Here is a 19,796-nt window from a genome sequence, read left to right as displayed (position 1 = left end):
GATGAAACCACTTTGCTACCGAACATTTCTGCATTATGCAAGTCTGCCCTCACGGGATGTTAAGCCCCTAAATAGACGGGGCTATCAAGCTACTGCGTAAAGATTGTCGGTTTCTATCCTACAATTCGTGGCGTATAGTTAATTAATTTGTAAAGCCGTCCTAGAAGGACGGGGTTTTAGACCCAGGAGTTTCGATGAGTATTGAAAAAATTGTTGATCAGGCTTTACAGGATGGTTATTTGACACCATCTATGGAAGCAGAGGTAGGGCGGATATGTAATACAGCTTCAGAATTATCCATCGAGGAGTATATGGCTCTCGATCGCCTCATGGGTGCTTTGTTGACGGGGGAAGTGGTTGTTTTACCCCGCAAGCAGTTTATTAATGTGATGGAAGAGTTAGTTCTCAGTGAGGCGATCGCTCAAGTGGCCCAAATTGATGAAGTAAGCGAGCAGTCTTTGGATGTGGGGGATATTGCCGCCTATGCTCTCAACCGCTTACCCCCACTGTATGCTACTACAGAGGAGGGGGCGCAATATCAGAGGTCTCGCGCTAAGGAGGAACTACAAGCCCTCATTTCTAGCCAAGTGAAAGAGGCTATTGCACGAAACTTAGACCGCGCCGCCCAAAATCAAAAAGTGTTAGGCCAGATATCCGATAGTTCTCTATTGGGACAAATGAGCGGTTTACTGAAAGCCTACGCGGAAGACTACGAACCGGATCACGAAACTAATACCCCAAACTAATTTAAGGCGATCGCTCAGTTGGTGCTAACTAATGCACCTATTGCGATCGCCACCGATAACCACTGGCTTAGGAATCAGACACCTGATCATCTTTGCTAGGGTTCTTGCTACCAGAGGTGGCAGTTTGGCTTTGGGCGGCCCTTTGTTCCCGCTTCTTGCGTTCAGCTTGGGTCATCTCCTCTACCATTAACCGCGCCTGAGCGACCTTTTCTAGGTTGGTGCGGTACAGGTCTAAATCCTTCTCCAGCTTGTCTTTAGGTAGCCTTAAAGCCTCACTAAAATCAATAATGATGTTTTTTAACCCTTCCGAGTCCTGAGCCGCTGTGACATCGCTTTTTTCTAGGAGAGTATATAAACCAATGGCAAATAGCCGAGAGTATTTGAATTTAGGGTTATTGGCGATCGCATGAAAACAGGACTGCAAAGGGTCATCCCCGGAACTTTCCTGAGCTATCTTAGCCCTTTCGGTCAAATCTTTCACAGAAAGGGTCGCCGCTTGTGCCTCTAAAGCCGTAGCATCAGCCCGATATTGATTAGGGTCGCTTTCTTGGGCCATAATCAAAGCCGCCCAAATCGACAATTTATCGGCTTCGGGGATGTATCCTTGCATAAAGCGATCGAAGGCCGTGACCACACCCAGGGCATAAATGGGGTCATATTTAAAATCGACATTGACGGACAACAGGTGCATTTCCACCATTAACTCCTCAACCACGCGACGATAGATAGAGTTAATCGGCCGAGTATGGATGTTGTAAAAAGCTCGCTTGGTATCTGAAACAGTGCGGATATTGTTCACGGTTAAAATTTCTAAAAGCCCCGCGTCTATGTGACCGGGAGGGACTTAAACTAATTGTCCCCTGAGACGGTAAATTTGCCAAGACTGTCAATAGTAGTTAGAGCAATCAGCGATGATTAGCACCAACAACCGGGACTTCGTAGATGAACCCCCGGCCATTCTTGCCTAACATGAAGCTCACCCCACCCGCCCAAGGCAGGTGGGGGTGTCGGTGCTAACCTGGAACCGTGCTAGTCCACAGGTCACACAAACAAGCCCAGCTTCTAGGCGATCGCCCTCGAACTTTGGATCGAGGGTTCCTCACTGTCCTTTCGGCGAGTGAGCTGAAGAATACCTCGTGCAGCAATATTGAGCGCCCCATTGAGGTCGGCATTGTATCGCTTGCCCGAGGAAAATTTAGCCAGAGCATAGTTGTTGGAGTCTCGCCCTTTCGACTCCACTGCCGTCATAAGCCAGTTTTGAGGTATAGGCGGCTACGACATCAATGACCTTACCGCCTATTTCTTGCCACTTCATCTCGGTCAAATCTCGAATCATCCCTTTGAGCCATCCATGAAAGCGTTGGCGCAGTAAGGAGCGTTTGCGCCCTCCCTTAGCCTTCCATCCTTTCAGGTTCTCAAAGACAATGGCATCGGCATTGAATTGTTGGGCAATCTGCACGATACGCTTGGAGACAATCTGCGCAATTTGACGGTTGATATTACGACATTTGCGGTAGGTATGAGAGCAGAAGCCTTTCTGGAGACTTCCGCCATGTCCCATCGTTTGGCTGGCTCGTTTAGATACCGATTTCAGCCACTTATCCCGACGGTCGCCGTTCCGCTGGACGCAGGTTCGAGCGGCTGCGGCGACTTCGTCTATGTCTCTGGCTGGATGAATAAACTCCCGATAGGTTACAGTGCCGTCAAAATTCACGACTGCCACGGTAGCGGTGGTGTTGATACCCAGGTCAACACTTACAACTCGACCCTCTCCCTCCCGTTGAGGTGGATGACACTCAAATGGAACTGAGAGATGACAGGCTTTTTTCTGCTCATTGAAGATAAGGGACGGTGACAGCAGCTTGTTACTATCTACGGTATGCCGTTCTCGTAGGCTGGTTATCTCAATGGTAGTCCAGACCCAATCAGTTCCGTTAAATACCTTGATGTCGATGCGGTCATAGCCATGGAGTTTATAGCACTGACCCTTATACAGGGTCGGATAACAGCCACTGTTGGGATTGAGTACGGGAGGTTTAGCATCCCGACGTTGACGAGTTCCCGATTGCCATTCCCGATATCGGGTCATGTAGCTACTGACTTGGCCAGCGGCGAAGACGATGGCAGCCCTTCGGTAGTAGCTGGGGAACTTGTAAAAGGTCTGGTCAAATTGCCAGTATTTGGGGTTGGGGTTCTTGGCGGTTTGGTGAATCAGTTTCTCAACGGCTAGAACCCGTTTTTGACTCGATAACCCTCCGATAGACGGCCAATGGGTTAAGAGAATTCCCATCAAATGCCGACAGACACCTAGGGAGACCTCAACCGTTTGGCTCAGAAGCACTCGCGCTGCTGCTGTCGGGTTAAGATTCCATCGGTCTGTACGGATGATTGATGTGGTTTGTGCCATCACGCGCTTGTTATCCCAAGGTTTGTCAGATCGGCGGCTCCTTGACCCCCACCTGCCGTTGGGCGAGGTGGGGGAATGCGTGGCTATTTTTGTTCAAACTCACCGCCTTAACTAGCTCTGACACCGCCCTCTAAGGCTTCCTTTTCCGTCTCAAAAATCTCAAACACAGAATCCATCATCGTCACTTCAAATACCAGTTTGGCTTCTGGGTGAACATTACAGATGCGGAAACTACCCTTAACTTTATCAGCATCTCGCATACCAGCCACTAGGGAGGTCAACCCGGAACTGTCGATAAAGTTCACCTGACCCAAATTCACGACCACATGACGACTCAGCTTAGATATACATTCTTGCAGTTTGAGACGAAACTGCCAGGCGGTGGTGATATCTAAGCGTCCTGTTGGTGCTAATACTATGACCTTAGTGCCATCCTGGGTCGTATGTTCCTTTTGATCGATATGAATCACTGACCGTCCCCTCTGAAATTCTTGATTTTGCGATGGTTGCTTCTTTGACTGTGACAGTCCCCGCCAAAACTGTGACGGGGATTTTCCTTGGTGATTTATACAGTAACCTGCTGGCTGCTGAGTATTCACCCAGTCACCATAATGGTTTTTCTAGGCAGCCTCAAGCCGAAAGAAAATGAAAGTTCTTGGAGCTATCAAAGACCCCATCCCTCAGAAAGTATAACCCCAACAGAGGCGCAAACCTTCCCAACCACAGCTCTTTGTTCACCAAGCGCGTTCTAGTCAGCATCAGGCCAATACCAGCCAAACTTGGGTCTAGCAACAGCATTGACCCTTGACCAAGAATACCATTGCAGTTATCAGATTCGCTGTTGTCCGGGGACTGAATCAAGATCAATTTCTGTCCTTTTCCCTCCATCTGGCAGTCAGTCCCCCCTAGCAAGTCCCATGAGACTTACGGTTGAACCTAGACCTGTGACTGAGGATCCGTCCAGTTAGACCAATCTTGAGGTTTCAAGAACGTCTCATAGAGTTCAGCTTCCGGCGTACCCGCTAATGGTTGATAACCATATTCCCATCTTACCAAAGGAGGTAAAGACATGAGAATCGACTCAGTGCGACCCTTGGTTTGCAACCCGAAAATTGTGCCTCGGTCGTAGACTAAATTAAATTCTACATATCTTCCTCGACGATAAAGCTGGAAGTTCCGTTCACGATCGCCATATTCTATAGAATTACGGCGCTCTACAATCGGACCGTATGAGGGTAAGAAAGATTTACCACAATCTTGGATAAAACTAAACAAGCCCTCCCAGTCCCGTGATTCCGGTGCGCCCATGCGATCGCTATAAGTCGCCGCCTCGCTTTCAGTCTCCTGCCCACGATACAGCAAACCCTCACCGCCTTGGTAATCAAAGAAAATGCCACCAATTCCCCTGGCTTCATTGCGGTGTGTCAGATGAAAATATTCATCACACCAGCGTTTAAACACCGGGTAATATTCGCTATGATGGCGATCGCAAGCCTCCTTTAACGTCTTATGGAAGTGAGCTGCATCTTCCGCAAACGGGTAGTAGGGAGTTAAATCCGCACCCCCACCAAACCACCACACCGGGCCCGCCTCGAAATAGCGATAATTCAGGTGAACAGTTGGCACATAGGGGTTACGGGGATGTAACACCATCGAAGTTCCCGTCGCATAAAATCCATTACCCGCCGCCTCTGGACGCTGGCTTAAAATCGACGGTGGCAAATTCTGGCCCCAAACCTCCGAAAAGTTAACTCCCCCTTGTTCAAACACATTACCTTCTCGGATCACCCTAGTCCGACCGCCACCCCCTTCCGGGCGCTCCCAAGCATCCTCTACAAAGGTTTTCGCCCCATCTAGTTTCTCTAATCCGGCGCAGATTTCATCCTGAATTTGTTTCATCCACTGACTCACGCGCTCCCGCGAGTCCGCCGGAGGGGGTGATTGAACTGTAGCCGTATCAGAAGCCGTCGAAACTGTCATCATCTAATTAAGCTCTTGTATGTTAATATTTTCGCACTTGATGAGCCACCAACTCACAGAAAGCGAAATTATTTCATCTTCCCCGCTTATGGATTCCTCAGTCAAGTTGTTTAACCCATAAGTCCATATAACTTAACAGTTAACTATGGAAATCTGCCCGGTGGGACTACCATTTGCCACTACCAGCAGTAACAACACCCTTTCCCAGTTAAGCTATTAGCAGTATTACCAGATAGCAACAGCCATATATCATGCCAGATAAGTTAGATGCCAGTTCCGTACTGGAAGTTTTAAGACCCGTTCAAGACCCCGAACTACAAAAGAGTTTGGTGGAATTGAATATGATCCGTAATGTGAAAATCACTGGCGGAGATGTCCGTTTTACCCTGGTTTTGACCACCCCCGCTTGTCCTCTGCGCGAGTTTATCGTCGAAGATTGTCAGAAGGCTGTTAAACAGCTTCCCGGAGTCGAAACCGTCGAAGTAGATGTCACGGCGGAAACTCCACAACAAAAATCTCTCCCAGACCGTCAGGGAATTAGCGGGGTGAAAAATATCTTCGCTATTTCTAGCGGTAAGGGTGGGGTTGGTAAAAGTACCGTTGCGGTTAATGTGGCCGTCGCTCTCGCCTCTACCGGCGCTAAGGTCGGTTTGATTGATGCTGATATCTATGGCCCCAATGACCCCACTATGTTGGGTCTGGCTGATACTCAGGTCATGGTTCAGCAAACTCCCGAAGGCGATCGCTTGGAACCCGCTTTTAACTATGGCGTTAAGTTGGTGTCCATGGCTTTTCTGATTGACCGCGATCAACCTGTCATTTGGCGCGGTCCTATGTTAAATGGCATTATCCGACAGTTTCTCTATCAGGTGTATTGGGGTGAGTTGGATTATCTCATTGTCGATATGCCGCCCGGAACCGGAGACGCTCAGTTAACCCTCGCACAAGCTGTTCCTATGTCTGGGGCGGTCATTGTTACTACTCCCCAAGAAGTCTCTCTGTTGGACTCCCGCAAAGGCTTAAAAATGTTTGAACAGTTGGGTGTGTCTATTTTGGGCATTGTCGAAAATATGAGCTATTTCGTCCCCCCAGATCTCCCCGATCGCAAATATGATATCTTTGGCACGGGCGGCGGTCAGAAAACTGCTGATGATTTGGGAGTACCACTATTGGGCGCTATTCCCCTGGAAATGCCTGTCCGACAAGGTGGGGATTCTGGGGTTCCTATTGTGGTCTCTCACCCCGACTCCGCCTCCGCTCAGGAGTTGACTGCGATCGCAAAAAAAATCGCCGCTAGGGTCTCGGTTATGGCTCTGGCTTAACTCTCTTCCCTTCCCGGCACCAGGGATAATTGACCTTCATCAATTCCTCTGGCTGCCTGGCTTGCTCATACCTCACTCAGTATCTGAGAAATTACACCATTCTTTTTGAGGATAATAAACACATGATTCTACCAGGTTCCGCCGTTCGCGTTATTAATGCTGATGATACCTACTATGAGTTTCAAGGACAAGTCCAAAGACTCGCTGACGGCAAAGCTGCCGTTTTATTTGAAGGCGGAAATTGGGATAAATTAGTCACTTTTAAACTCTCTGAACTAGAGGCGATCGACACTACCACTGGACGCAAAGGTAAGTAGTTTACATCCTCTCGCTAGAATTATGTTAAGTTTTGTAACGGCCCCGCCTCAGTGGGGTGGGGTGGGGTGGCTTTTTCCTGACCCCCGTGCTACTATATTATATAATGGGGATATTCGCAATTTCAAAATTTGTTAACAGATTACCATTATGCTATAAGAGTATGTCAATATCTTACCATGATTTTCCGCCGCCTGTCAACCCCCCAACCCATCTATAATTGATACCAAGATTTCCCTTTTCCCCCAAACCAAAATCATGTTAATTCCTCTAGTCTATGCGACCATAGTTTTTCCAACAGATGCGGGTGTAGTGGACGTGACCACCTATGGCGCTATTCCTAACGATGGAAAGGACGACACGGAGGCAATTCAACAGGCATTAAACGACCACCCAACCGGAAATCATATTTTCTACTTTCCTGATGGAGTGTATAACGTTAGCGGTCAAATTAGATATGCGGGAACCGAAAAACGGAACATTCTACAAGGTCAAAGCCGTGACGGAACCATTATTAAACTTGATGATAACTCCGGTTTAGATACATCAGTAATTTGGACAGGTTCCCCACCAGCGCAAAGATTTCGGAACAGTATTCGAGACCTGACCGTTGATATTGGTCGCGGTAATCCTAACGTTAATGGGATAGATTTTATTGCCAATAATCAGGGTTCAATTCGCAACGTTAAAATCATCTCAAGAGATGGTCAAGGGAGAATCGGCTTAAACCTTTCCATCGATGAAAATGGGCCCCTACTAGCTAAAGATATTCATGTAGTTGGATTTGATATCGGCATCCAAACCTGGAACCCTACAGCCAGTCAAACCCTGGAACATATTACCCTAGAAAACCAAAATCAGTACGGCTGGAAAAATTTTAATCAAAATGTTTTTGTCCGAGGCTTACAGAGTACCAATCAAGTGACAGCCATTTGGAATATGCCTGATGGTGGTAGTGTTTTTACGCTGATTGATTCTGTGTTAACTGGATTCGGTTCTGCTTCGGAATTGCCAGCGATTCATAACCAAAAAGCAATGTATGTTCGCCAATTGAGAACTTCGGGATATCAACAGGCAATTTGGCAGAATGATAAAGGTCGTGGTAATGCTTCTCAACCTGATGGTTATGTGAAGGAGTGGATAGCTAGGGGAGAGTTTCAGAGTCTTTTTGACAGTCCCCAAACTATGCTAAATCTGCCGATTAAAGAAACCCCAGAATTGCCTTGGCATGATTTATCAGAGTGGGTAAGTCCCCTGGCTTATGGGGGGAATCCTAATGATGGTATTGATGACACACAAGCGATACAAGCTGCTATTGATTCGGGAGGGAAAACTGTTTATCTTCCTAATGGGGTTTGGGATGTTAATGGCACTTTGGAATTAAGGGGTAATGTACAGCGGTTAATTGCTACGGAAGCTAGAATTGTTGGTGATGGTGTCATTAGAATTGGACAAGGAACATCCCCGACGGTGATTATCGAAAGAGTAGAGGCAGCTTCTATTTCTATTGTACATGAAAGCGATCGCACTTTGATTATTTCTAGTTCTCTTGTCAATAGCTATAGTAGTACCCAAGGAAACGGCGGAGATGTCTATATTGAAGACGTTGGCGGCGGTCCCTGGGTGTTTACTAATCAAAATGTGTGGATGCGTCAAATTAACCCGGAAATTACACATAGTCCTAGGATTACCAATGATGGCGGGTCTCTGTGGATTCTTGGATATAAAACCGAAGATGAGGGGACTTTGGTTAAAACCATTAATGGCGGGAAAACAGAAGTATTAGGCGGCTTGATTTTAAATGGCAGATTTGCAGATATTCCCGGATTTATTAACATTGATTCATCCCTGAGTTATGCTAATGTTGGGTTTCTCACTTTTAGTGGCGGTTCAATACCTATTGGAGTGGCAGAAACCCGTAATGGTGTCACCCTCATGACTGACCAACTACCACCCTACTACACTGGTTATCAGCAGCCAACATCCTCCCGTCAATCTGAAAATTTCCTAGTCAGTTGGTGGCGGTTTATACTCCGACTATTTGCTATGGTTTAATGGCGAGTTGGGGTAGGCAGTTTACCGTAAAATTAGACGACTTGACCTCAGTAAATCAGGATTAACAACGCCTGAAAACTACGGAAAAATTATTGGCAGGCATGGGGACGGTTTCCACCAATTCTAGGTGATAACCCTTGGCTAATTCTACCACATCATCAAGGTTTCTGACACCCCACTTGGGGTTAGAAGTTCGCAAATATTCATCAAAGGAAGCGTTACTAGGTGCGGTGTGTTTTCCACCGATTTTATAGGGTCCATAGAGATATAAAATTCCCCCTGTTTTCAAAATGCGATCGCTTCCCGCCATTAACCCTTCACAAGCCGACCAAGGCGAGATATGAATCAGGTTAATTGCTACAATAGCAGTGATGGGAAATTCCGATAATTCCAAAGGTAAATTATTCCCTTCGACTGACCAGGGGTTAGCTTCTACGTCTAACCCTAGGGGAGGGTAGAGATTATCTGAAGGGTAATGAGTTTGCCATGCTTTAATACTCTGTTGTAACAAAGGTTGCGGGTCGGAAGGTAGCCACCGCCTAGGTGAGAGACGGGGAGCAAAAAAAACCGCGTGTTGTCCTGTGCCGCTGGCTACTTCTAAGACGGTTCCCGTGGGGGGTAACACCCTTTTTAATACCTCTAAAATCGGTTGACGGTTTCTTTCCGTGGCTGGTGCATTTTGTCGCAAATCTTCGGAAAAATTCATGATTTAATCTGGTCATATATTTGAGATTTGGGCGGCTTTGATAAACCCGAATATTGAGAAATAAGTGATTATCTCCGCTACCCATATTATACATCTTTTGATGATGCTTGAATGTTAATTTTTACCCAATCTTTGAGATTGTTTAATCCAGGTTTGGATGACATCAATAGATGGACATATTTGGCGAGATTTAATGGTTCCTACATATAGCCGTAAAATCTGTTTATGTAGTTGTTGAATAGACATCTGAGAAAGTTGATTGACTGAACTTACGCCACTATGTAATAAGACACCACAATATTGATAACCAATACTGGGAACCCTGGCTAAGTCGGACATTGCTACCCATTTACTGATATTTCTGATGTTGATACCTAGTTGGTTGGATAAGGCGATTTTATGAGCATTATTACTCCCGCGCGCGAGAAGTTGCTGGGTGTTTTGAATACCACATTTATTCAGGAGTTTAATATTATCTGCATCTAACCCAGGTAGTTGAGAAATTTCCCAATAACAGGAGGTAATTTTTGGATGCTTAGTTGTGGGATGATTCATAATTAATTATTTGGATTCAGAATGGTTGTCCAGTCTCAAAGATTTAGCCATCAAAATATCAGGTTTTCCGATACCATTAGCATCGGGGACTACTCCCATAATCACAAAACCGCATTTATGATAAAACTCATAGGGATGGCGACCATGATTTTTTATATTAGCAATATGTTCCCAACAGTGGGGGTATAATTCGACACCAGATAGGGAGGTTAAATGATTTTCGTCATCGGTACCCAACCATAAAGTTAAGCCTCCTTGTAACCGCACATAATCCTCTAAATGAGCGACCAATTTTCGCCCTATTCCCAACCCTTGATAATCCCTTCTGACTACCAAAGGATGTAATTCCCAAACATGACCTTGATATTGACTAATCCCACCAATCCAGCCTAGAATATTATCATGGTCATCGACGGCGACCAGATTAACTCTACCGTCGCCAAAAGACTCCATAACCTCGGCTAAACCACGTTGATAAGTCGGCCAAGCATTCGGCCAATTTTCCCGAAATTCTGCGACTAATAAAGTAGCCGCCTGGTGGATATGATGTTGATTATTAGGACTGAGATTAATAATCCTCATCCTTAACCTTTGACCCCCGTAGCTGTATCTGTAGGGACAATATACCGTTGTACTATTAAAAATAGTAGTAACACAGGGGCAATAGAAATGACGGAACCGGCGGCGACTATCCGCCAATCGAGAGAGAAAGTTCCGGCTAGATTTGCTACCCCTAAAGGCATGGTATAATATTCTGGGCGATCGACTACAATTAAGGGCCACAGAAAATCACTCCAAGACCCGATAAAGACAAAAATGGCTAAAGTCATTAAGGCGGGACGGACTGAGGGTATCATAATATGCCACCAAATGCCTAATTCTGAACAGCCATCAATTCTGGCTGCTTCTTCTAACTCTTTGGGAACTCCCATAAATGCCTGTCGCAATAGAAATATACCAAAAGCTGAGGCTAAGGATGGAAAAATAATGCCTAAATAAGTATTTCTTAATCCTAACTGTACGGCTAGAATATACAGGGGAATCATGACAATCTGAAAGGGTATCATGATGGTGGAAACGATCGCACTTAGGAGAAAATCGCGACCCCAAAAGTTTAATCGCGCCAAAGGATAGGCAGCCAAGGAACAAAATAGCAGATTTAATCCGACGGTTAAAACGGCGACGAGGGTACTATTAAATAAATAGCGACCAAAGGGATTAGTTTGCCAAACTCTGACAAAATTCCCGAAAGTAGGTTCCCGAGGAATAAACTGGGGGGGAACCTGAAAGATGTTTTCGGTAGGGGATTTAAAGGCAGTTCCCACCAACCAAAATAGGGGAAATAGCATAGCGATCGCTATAGCAATGAGTACCATATAAGTAGCGATCGCCCGATAATTTACGCGGCCACCAGAAGTTATTTTGACAACTCCCATATACCCTCCTCAGTACAAACCGCGGCCAAAGGCTGGTCCCAACTATCCCTAGGGAGAGTATCCACCCTGGCGGCCGCAAACACAATTCCCACGGTAGGAATTTTAGACCACTCAGACCGACTCAACATCCGGTCATAAAATCCTCCCCCATATCCTAACCGATAGCCACAGCCATCACAGGAAACGGACGGAACCAGGATTAAATCGACCTGAGACGGCTGCAAAACCGGTAAGCTGGGGTCCGGTTCCATTAAACCAAAAGACCCCCTTTGGCGGGCATTTTCCGGCCGCCAGTGATGCCAAATCAAAGACCCATCCACACAGCGAGGAAACCCCCAGACCTTTTCTGGGGAGACATACCAGAGAGGACTCAAATCGGGTTCTTGGCGAAAACTAAAATAAGCCAAGATAGTCTTGGCTTGCTGAAATCGCCACCAACGGCGTAGATGGTCAGTAATGCGATCGCTATTTTGTCGCCAAACAGTCGTGGCTAGAGATTGGCGATCGCTTAACAAACGGCGGCGTAGTTGAGACTTACTCACAGATCAGGATTTTGTCGATACCAGTCAATAGTATTTTTCAGACCCTGGCGAAACTCCACCTCAGCCACAAACCCAAACTTTTCCTTAGCGCGATTTGTGTCTAAACAGCGGCGCGGTTGACCATTAGGCTTATCAGTTTCCCAGACAATTTCTCCCTGAAACTCCATCAACTCACAAATCAACTCTACCAGGTCCCGAATAGTAATTTCATAATTAGTCCCCAAATTCACCGGGTCTGGTTCGTCATAATGTTGGGTAGCCATGACAATTCCCCGCGCCGCATCAGTCGAGTAGAGAAACTCCCGACTAGGACTACCATCACCCCACACCGGAAGCTGTTTATCCCCCCGTTGTTGTGCTTCATAGACCTTACGCACCAAAGCCGGAATCACATGGGAACTTTTCGGGTTAAAATTATCCTCTGGGCCATAGAGATTCACCGGCAATAAGTAAATCCCATTAAACCCATACTGCTGTCGGTAGGCTTCCAATTGTACCAATAGCGCCTTTTTGGCTATCCCATAGGGGGCATTAGTTTCTTCTGGGTAGCCATTCCATAAGTCATCTTCCTGGAAGGGAACCGGGGTAAATTTAGGATAAGCGCAGATAGTCCCCACACAGACAAATTTCTTGACCCCTACTTGATAGGCTGAGTGAATCAACTGAGCCCCCATCATCAGGTTATCGTAGAACAACTCAGCGGGTTTTACCTGATTTAAGCCGATACCCCCCACATGGGCGGCCAAATGGATAATGATATCCTGACCTTTAGCGACTTGTTGACAGGCTTCTAAGTTTCGCAGGTCACAATTATGCGATCGCGGTACGGAAATATTTTCAGATTTAGCCCCCGCCTTCAGAAGCTGGTCAATCACCTGTTTTCCCAGAAAACCAGCCCCTCCCGTAACCAAAATCCGTTGGTCTTGTAAATCCAGAGTATTCATGTTATTTACCCGTCATTTAGTCTAAAAATTAATCAAAATGGTCTCCCTCTTCATGAGGTTCTTCCAATAGTGTTAGGTCACTATCAACCATCAGCTTTACCAATTCCTCAAAAGACACTAACGGCTTCCAACCCAAGACATTTTGGGCTTTAGTCGAATCCCCAATCAGCAATTCTACCTCAGCCGGGCGTAAATAGCGTTCATCAAATTTGACATAATCATGCCAATCCAAATTGACATAATTAAAAGCCACATCCAAAAACTCGCGAATTGAATGAGTTTCATTAGTTGCCAACACATAATCATCCGGTTGATCATGTTGCAACATCATCCACATTCCCCGCACATAATCCTTAGCATAACCCCAGTCCCGTTTTGCATCCAGATTACCCAGATAAAGTTCCTTCTGCATTCCCTTCACAATCCTGGCTACAGCGCGGGTAATTTTGCGGGTAACAAAAGTCGGACCACGGCGGGGACTTTCATGATTAAACAGGATACCATTACAGGCAAATAAACCGTAAGATTCCCGATAATTAACCGTTTGCCAGTGTCCGTAAACCTTCGCACAAGCATAGGGACTACGAGGGTAAAAAGGTGTAGTTTCTTTCTGGGGGATTTCCTGAACTTTCCCAAACATTTCCGAAGAACCTGCTTGATAAAACCGCACCTGAATCCCTGTGCGCTGCTGATAATCTCGAATAGCTTCTAATAGTCTTAATACCCCTAAACCCACCGTATCAACAGTATATTCTGGACAGTCAAAACTGACCCGCACATGGGATTGAGCCCCCAAATTATAAATTTCTACCGGCTTAACCTCTTCTAAGATACGACGCAGAGTAGTACCATCTGTTAAATCCCCATAGTGTAAGAATAACCGAGCATTAGGATTATGGGGGTCTTTGTAAATATGTTCAATGCGGTCTGTATTAAAACTAGAACTACGACGAATAATTCCGTGAACTTCGTAGCCTTTTTCTAATAGTAACTCACTCAGATATGAACCATCTTGACCTGTGATACCTGTGATTAACGCTGGTTTACTGTTTGACATCTGACTATTTTCCTTTCCATACGAATCAGCCCGCCCATGGCGGTTGTCTATACTCTATTATGCACCCTCATGATTATTCCCTAGTGGGGCAAGTTTGCCACTGGCACTCATTATAAAAAACCCGGTTACTTAGACAAGAACCATAAATATCTTAACTCAGAAACCGGGTAGGACACATAATTTCTGATGACTCACCCCTCCAGGTTAATAAGCACCATTATCCTTGGGAAAAATTACCACACCAATAGTTTTGATAATGATCCATAAGTCAATCCAGAAATTCTTGAAATTAACATAGTGCAAATCAATCTGAACTCGACGAGGATAGGGAATATCATTGCGTCCTGAGACTTGCCAGAGTCCAGTGATTCCCGGTCTGATGGTCAGAACCTTATCCATGTGACGACCATATTTATGTAATTCCTCGGCTACCAGGGGTCTAGGGCCTACTACACTCATATCACCTTTGAGAACATTCCAGAATTGGGGAAACTCATCAAGGCTAGTCACACGCAAGAATCTACCTATCCAGGTAATTCGAGGATCATGTTTAAGTTTAAACGTATCCTGAAACTCTTGGCGGAGATTAGGAGAGGTTTCCATGATCTCCATCAGCATCTCATCTGCATTACTAACCATGGTCCTGAATTTGATACAACCAAACCGTTGGCGATTTTTGCCGACTCTTTCCTGGACGTAAAACACGCTACCAGGGGAACTCAGGGCAATTAACAAGCTCAGTATCAAATAAACCGGAGAAAACAAAATCAGAACCGATAGGGAAAACACAATGTCAAATGAACGCTTAAAAAAATCTCCGTTCAGACTCTGTACCAGAGACAGGGTTCGTTGCTGACGCGGACGCACTAAGGGTACAAAGCCACGCCTTGTAAATGCACGTCGAAGTCCCCTACCGAAGATAAGTTGGCTATTGGCAGTCATCTTACTCCTTCAATTCACACCACACACAGTCATGATCATAAAGCCTTGAGACACTCAATAAGGATGATTGAGTATCTTGTACTCATATACTAAGATCCCAGATGGCAGGTCGTCACCGGGGAACCAGTCTGGACAATCCACCTAAATTAGGGCTTTTCAGCTTTTCTGGCTCTCTTAAATACTTTGGCATTTTAGCTGAAATTTTGGGAGTCCATTGTGTTCAAACACTTATCTACGAAATTAAGATAGTCCTCCCGAAACCGACTTTGATCAAATTGACTCGCATGAGTTCGGATAATTTCAGGATGAAATTGCCCATTGAGACTTTCAAAGACTTGGACTGTCTCCATTAAACCTGTTTCTGTTTGCGGCGTAAATAATAACCCTGTCCCGGAGTCGGGATATTTGCGAATATCTCGCACGGTTTCTGTCGCGCCTCCTACTCCTAATGCGATCGCAGGTGTTCCGCAAGCCATGGCTTCTACGATCGCCATTCCAAAGTCTTCGCAGGCGGCATAGACAAATGCTTTGGCTTTGGACATATATTCCCCTACTGCCTGATCACTTTGCCAACCTAAAAGCTGGATATTATCTTTGGCAATTTTCTTGATGCGATCGCATTCGGGACCTGTGCCAATTACTACCAGCGGATAACCCAATTCGTTAAAGGCTTTGACAATTAGGGAAATTTTCTTGTAACTCACCAGACGGCAAACGGTCAGATAAAAATCTTCTTTTTGGGCCTGAAATTTCATATTGTCCATCGCCACTGGGGGATAAATTACCTTCGCCTCACGACGGTAACATCGCCATATCCTCCGGGCTGTATGTTGAGAGTTAGCAATAAAATAATCAACCCGGTTGGCTGAAATCACATCCCATTGCCGTAGTTGGTGCAGCAACACACGGGTTAACATACCGGGGACTCCTGAGCCGACAGAGCTACCTCTGAGATAGTCAAAGGTGAGATCCCAAGCATAGCGCATAGGAGTGTGACAATAGCAAATATGCCTTTGTTGAGGCGTTGTAATCACTCCCTTGGCTACAGCATGGGATGAAGATAATATTACGTCATACTCCCGCAGGTCCAACTGTTCGATCGCTAACGGTAATAGCGGTAAATATTTCTGTACACCATTTCTCGCCCAGGGAAAGTCCTGTAAAAATGTGGTCCCAATCTTTCGCCCATATAGATAACTGTCAGGATTACTTGATTCAAAATCAATCAGCGCATAAACTTGGGCATCAATATGCTTGAGAATTTCTCGCACCACTAACTCTGACCCCCCTGTGGCTTTCGGTGTTAACCATTCATGGACCAGAGCATACTTCAACGACACAACAGATATCTAACCCCTAATGCCTTCAGAATTTACTATCTCACAGGGCGGAAATTAATTGTGAACTGTGTTAATTTTTTTTAACCAACCCCCCGACCCACACCCTGGACCCACACCCGTGGCTGTTGGAGAAATCACTTTCCACTGGGTCCCCCATAGCCGTTTCTTACGGTCTATTTAGTGGTAGCTTGGCGATTATTTAACATAGTGCGATCGCCTCTTTAATGGTATCATATCTAACTCATAATTTAACTACAATTAAGGCAGAATTATATCACTGGGAATTAATTTCCGCCATTAACTGATCTAAAAACTCCCGAACTTGGTTCAGCTTGCACATTCGATAATCCCAATGTCCGAATCGACCATCGCTGTTAACAGCTTTCACCCAGCGCAAAGCCGCCGCCTTTTTCTCCTCGGTTCCCTCGTAGATATAACCCTTGGTTTCCAGGATAACGTAGTGGGTGGCGGTAGTTTTCAGACGGATGATAAAATCCGGGTGGTAGTCGCGATCGCTGCCATCATAATAATAGGGAATAGTAAACCCTAGCCGTTCATTTTTCACGAAAGCCTCAGTAATTGGGTGAGTGTCGATGATGTAGGCGCTGGCTTGTTCCCATTGATCCGTATCTGCTACCACACAGTTGATATGGCAATGCTGGACACTGTAGACTTTCTTACTGGTCCAGAAATTGATATCATCGGTTGAGCCATTACCGCGATTAGCTTCATATTTGGGAATTTCTGGGGCTTCTCCTGCGTCAGTATCAGGGTAAATCGCACCGTTGAGATTTTCGATCACCCAACCATAATAGGGGGCTAACCAAACATCAACCAACTGACACGGCTTGACCACCTTGATTTTTTCGGTGAGGTAGCGATCGCAAATAGTTCGCAGTTGAGGGAAGAGAACATGAGGCGGCGCTTCACAATTGGGATTTTGACAATAGGTTTTAGTCAAATCTGCGGCTAACTTAAATACTAACTCTTGCAGCCTTTTCCCTTGGCGGTAAGGATTGAGATCCAAACTTTTTAACTTACCTGGGCCACAAAGACTGGGGCGACCTTGATTATTGGGGAGAGTGGCTTTAATCTGCACCTCTGGTGCAATATTGAACGGGTCAATTGTCAATGGTGCGATCGCATCCCAATCCACAGTCACGCGATTTTGGATACCCTGACAGAAGCCTTCCACTCTGGGAAATTCGATGCGGTATTGTGTCTTTCCCGCGACCGAGTAAATATGGTGGCGTTTTTCAGGTTTCTTGAGTTTTCCCCCTTGGGGATTGGCTTTAAAGGGGACAACCTCAAAAGGAACCCCGAAGATATTAGCGGTTTCCTCGGCAAATTTACCATCCTCGGTGAGTTCATAGCTACGTCGCCGCAAACCTCTCCCCACCACTTGCTCACAGAGTAACTGAGACTGAAAGGGTCGGATACCGATGATGTGGGTCACAGTCCGAGAATCCCAGCCTTCTGTCAGCATTCCCACTGAAATGATACAGCGGATATCCCGACCTGGTGGATGAAGCGATCGCCCTAATTTCATAGCCAGGTCATAGAAATCTTCCGGGTAGATAGGTCTTCCTTGGTCATCACAGGGCCAGTTAACCTGACCCACTGTATCCAGGGTAAAGCGCATCCATTTCGAGTCATCGGATCTGCTGTTCCCGGACTCCAACTCTTCCACCACTTTGGAGTCTACGCGAATGGTATTGGTTTCGGTTTCACTATTGCGAAGGGATGCCAAACCTAATGAGGGGATGTAACCTGGTTTAATATCCTCAGCAATCCATTCATAGAGGACCTTGGCAATTTTGGTATTTTTGCAGACGATGATAAAAACTGGCGGTCTGGGGTCATCGGGGTTTTCTGCCCACAGTTTACGGGTGTTTTCCCAATTCCCACCTAAGATGATAATAGGGTGTTGAGTATGTTTTAGTACAGCTTCCGGTTTCGGTGCGCTGCCTTTTTTACCCCGTTCTGTTGGGGTCATTTGGTTGGTAATCCATTTCCAAATGTTAAAATAGGCTAGTTCTGCCATTTGAGCCCCGGTGGTATCTCGCGCGGGAAGCTGGGGGATTTTCACTAACCCCGATTCAATGGCATCCATCAAGCTAAAGTCACTGACTACCCAAGGAAACGGTTTATTACTATCTTTTCCAGCGGCTTGTAAATAGTACGGGGTAGCCGATAAATCTACGCACAGATTCACCGTCCGGTATTTGTGGATGCGATCGAGTCCTTCCACCCAGATAGTCGCTTCCTTTTGGCTGTAGTCGGTTAGTTCCTCATCCTCATCTTGGTCTGATTCAGCTTGTGCGATGCGGTAGGCGTGATGTGCTTCATCATTGAGAACTAGGATGCGTTTTTTGTTCCCAATTTCAGCGGTCAGTATGCGCCGAATCCAAGCCGCGTCACTTTCCAAGTAGCGGGTTTGTTCAACTTTCACAGTTTTGAGATTTCCTTGGCGATCGCGGTCTTCCTCCAAAACTTTAATCTGTCCCAGGTGTTGCTGTTGTTCCAACTTTTCCAGGGTTAGGTAGCGGGTCCCTCGCATGGTGTCATTTTTTGCGCCAATCTTAATCGCTTCTGTGGTAGTAACCGGAACTCCCACTTTCACCACTTTGGCTGACTCATTCCCTGGGGTGGGAGGCGATCGCTTTTCAAAAATATGCCAATTAGTCACCAACACTTTCCCCCGTCTCAGTTTATCCATCAGGTGAGGGGGAACCAAGTCTCGCATTCTGTACAAGCTGGCTTCCCCATTCGCGGGGTTTAATTCTTCTAAGCGTCTCTTGATAGTCACGTTGGGACAGACAATCAACACCACATCAGAGAATTTGGGATTTTGGCGATCGCTCACTTTATTGAGAATTGACCACGCCGCCAACATCCCCATTACCGTCGTTTTTCCCGAACCCGTAGCCATTTTGCAAGCGTAGCGGGTGAAGGTTTTGAGAGTTACATCAGCAGGTGAGTCAATGGGAACATCAATTCCTTGCTTTAAATCTCCTCTGGCTTCCGTTAGGAAAATAATTGTTTCCGTCGCTTCCATTTGTGTAAAAAATAGACGGTGTTCTCTCCCTTCTCGCTGCCAGTAATTCAGCAAGTCTAAAGTAGTCCGGGTTACGCCGGGATAACCGAGCGATCGCCATTCTTTGACCCTTTCCCTCAGTTGGTTAACCAGCGTCATTTCATACCCCGGATAAAACTCTTCCACCGGGGATGGTTTCAGAACCTCCCCCAAATCCCAATCTACATTACCTTCTAGTGGTGGATAAGCGATCGCTGGACGACGACCCTTAATCAGTTCCGGTTCATAGCCATCTCGGATAAACCAATAGTGGGACGGTTCATCAAACGGCGAATTAAGGATTGGTTCGTTTACTTCGTAGGTCATCGTTATAATTCTCCATTTATTTAAACTAAATATTTTTGATAAATTC

Annotated in this window: 19 protein-coding genes; 5 read left to right on the top strand and 14 right to left on the bottom strand. The window is 45.9% G+C overall.

Annotation, left to right across the window (positions count from 1 at the left end):
• Nucleotides 1-194: 194 nt before the first annotated feature.
• Nucleotides 195-746, top strand: a complete 552-nt coding sequence (locus HFV01_RS18945) for a late competence development ComFB family protein (RefSeq protein WP_006620775.1) — start codon at nt 195-197, stop codon at nt 744-746.
• 67 nt (nt 747-813) lie between these two features.
• On the opposite strand, the gene psb29 is transcribed toward HFV01_RS18945, so the two are convergent.
• The 3 genes from psb29 to HFV01_RS18930 all read right to left on the bottom strand — a co-directional run bounded on the left by psb29 (nt 814) and on the right by HFV01_RS18930 (nt 3,623).
• Complete coding sequence (gene psb29, locus HFV01_RS18940; protein ID WP_008049328.1) at nt 814-1,545, bottom strand: photosystem II biogenesis protein Psp29; 732 nt, start codon at nt 1,543-1,545, stop codon at nt 814-816.
• A 396-nt stretch (nt 1,546-1,941) separates the two neighbouring features.
• Nucleotides 1,942-3,153: an IS200/IS605 family accessory protein TnpB-related protein gene (locus tag HFV01_RS18935; protein WP_318286294.1), complete on the bottom strand. Its 1,212-nt coding sequence runs from the start codon at nt 3,151-3,153 to the stop codon at nt 1,942-1,944.
• A 107-nt stretch (nt 3,154-3,260) separates the two neighbouring features.
• Entirely contained in the window at nt 3,261-3,623 is a 363-nt protein-coding gene (locus tag HFV01_RS18930; protein WP_006618416.1) for an STAS domain-containing protein, read from the bottom strand.
• Nucleotides 3,624-3,655: 32 nt separating this feature from the next.
• On the opposite strand from HFV01_RS18930, the gene HFV01_RS18925 reads away from it, so the two are divergent.
• Nucleotides 3,656-3,802, top strand: a complete 147-nt coding sequence (locus tag HFV01_RS18925) for a hypothetical protein (RefSeq protein WP_006620772.1) — start codon at nt 3,656-3,658, stop codon at nt 3,800-3,802.
• A gap of 287 nt (nt 3,803-4,089) precedes the next feature.
• On the opposite strand, the gene hemF is transcribed toward HFV01_RS18925, so the two are convergent.
• Complete coding sequence (gene hemF / locus HFV01_RS18920; protein WP_008049333.1) at nt 4,090-5,133, bottom strand: oxygen-dependent coproporphyrinogen oxidase; 1,044 nt, start codon at nt 5,131-5,133, stop codon at nt 4,090-4,092.
• A 251-nt stretch (nt 5,134-5,384) separates the two neighbouring features.
• Between hemF and HFV01_RS18915 the strand changes: the two genes are divergently transcribed.
• The 3 genes from HFV01_RS18915 (at nt 5,385) to HFV01_RS18905 (ending at nt 8,825) form a co-directional block, all read left to right on the top strand.
• Nucleotides 5,385-6,455, top strand: coding sequence for an Mrp/NBP35 family ATP-binding protein (locus HFV01_RS18915; protein ID WP_006620770.1), 1,071 nt, complete (start codon nt 5,385-5,387; stop codon nt 6,453-6,455).
• Nucleotides 6,456-6,577: 122 nt separating this feature from the next.
• A complete protein-coding gene (locus HFV01_RS18910; RefSeq protein ID WP_006620769.1) occupies nt 6,578-6,772 on the top strand; it encodes an NAD(P)H dehydrogenase subunit NdhS in 195 nt (64 codons plus the stop codon).
• A gap of 316 nt (nt 6,773-7,088) precedes the next feature.
• A complete protein-coding gene (locus HFV01_RS18905) occupies nt 7,089-8,825 on the top strand; it encodes a glycosyl hydrolase family 28-related protein (protein ID WP_006620767.1) in 1,737 nt (578 codons plus the stop codon).
• A 61-nt stretch (nt 8,826-8,886) separates the two neighbouring features.
• On the opposite strand, the gene HFV01_RS18900 is transcribed toward HFV01_RS18905, so the two are convergent.
• From HFV01_RS18900 to HFV01_RS18855, 10 genes are all read right to left on the bottom strand, one after another.
• Complete coding sequence (locus HFV01_RS18900) at nt 8,887-9,531, bottom strand: DUF938 domain-containing protein (RefSeq protein WP_006620765.1); 645 nt, start codon at nt 9,529-9,531, stop codon at nt 8,887-8,889.
• A 114-nt stretch (nt 9,532-9,645) separates the two neighbouring features.
• A complete protein-coding gene (locus HFV01_RS18895; protein ID WP_006620764.1) occupies nt 9,646-10,086 on the bottom strand; it encodes a DUF4332 domain-containing protein in 441 nt (146 codons plus the stop codon).
• A 6-nt stretch (nt 10,087-10,092) separates the two neighbouring features.
• Nucleotides 10,093-10,668, bottom strand: a complete 576-nt coding sequence (locus HFV01_RS18890) for a GNAT family N-acetyltransferase (protein WP_006620763.1) — start codon at nt 10,666-10,668, stop codon at nt 10,093-10,095.
• A 2-nt stretch (nt 10,669-10,670) separates the two neighbouring features.
• Nucleotides 10,671-11,522 carry a carbohydrate ABC transporter permease gene (locus tag HFV01_RS18885; protein WP_006668034.1) on the bottom strand — a complete coding sequence of 284 codons (852 nt, stop codon included), beginning with the start codon at nt 11,520-11,522 and terminating at the stop codon, nt 10,671-10,673.
• Nucleotides 11,504-12,064: a 5-formyltetrahydrofolate cyclo-ligase gene (locus HFV01_RS18880; RefSeq protein ID WP_006620761.1), complete on the bottom strand. Its 561-nt coding sequence runs from the start codon at nt 12,062-12,064 to the stop codon at nt 11,504-11,506. Before HFV01_RS18880 ends, HFV01_RS18885 begins: the two co-directional genes overlap by 19 nt.
• Complete coding sequence (locus HFV01_RS18875; protein WP_193520289.1) at nt 12,061-13,008, bottom strand: GDP-L-fucose synthase family protein; 948 nt, start codon at nt 13,006-13,008, stop codon at nt 12,061-12,063. The genes HFV01_RS18880 and HFV01_RS18875 overlap by 4 nt, the downstream gene beginning before the upstream one ends.
• Before the next feature lie 28 nt (nt 13,009-13,036).
• On the bottom strand, nt 13,037-14,065 hold the full coding sequence (gmd, locus tag HFV01_RS18870; protein ID WP_006668033.1) for a GDP-mannose 4,6-dehydratase: 1,029 nt from the start codon (nt 14,063-14,065) through the stop codon (nt 13,037-13,039).
• A 204-nt stretch (nt 14,066-14,269) separates the two neighbouring features.
• Nucleotides 14,270-15,007: an undecaprenyl-phosphate galactose phosphotransferase family protein gene (locus HFV01_RS18865; protein ID WP_006668032.1), complete on the bottom strand. Its 738-nt coding sequence runs from the start codon at nt 15,005-15,007 to the stop codon at nt 14,270-14,272.
• A 191-nt stretch (nt 15,008-15,198) separates the two neighbouring features.
• The gene (locus tag HFV01_RS18860) at nt 15,199-16,347 is read right to left on the bottom strand and encodes a glycosyltransferase (protein ID WP_006620757.1); all 1,149 of its coding nucleotides are present in this window, start codon (nt 16,345-16,347) and stop codon (nt 15,199-15,201) included.
• Nucleotides 16,348-16,621: 274 nt separating this feature from the next.
• Nucleotides 16,622-19,750: a BPTD_3080 family restriction endonuclease gene (locus tag HFV01_RS18855; protein WP_108614991.1), complete on the bottom strand. Its 3,129-nt coding sequence runs from the start codon at nt 19,748-19,750 to the stop codon at nt 16,622-16,624.
• Nucleotides 19,751-19,796: the final 46 nt, after the last annotated feature.

Source organism: Limnospira fusiformis SAG 85.79 (assembly GCF_012516315.1).
Classification (GTDB): domain Bacteria; phylum Cyanobacteriota; class Cyanobacteriia; order Cyanobacteriales; family Microcoleaceae; genus Limnospira; species Limnospira fusiformis.
Note: the sequence above shows the minus strand (reverse complement) of the source record. Positions and strands in the feature narration are given on the sequence as shown.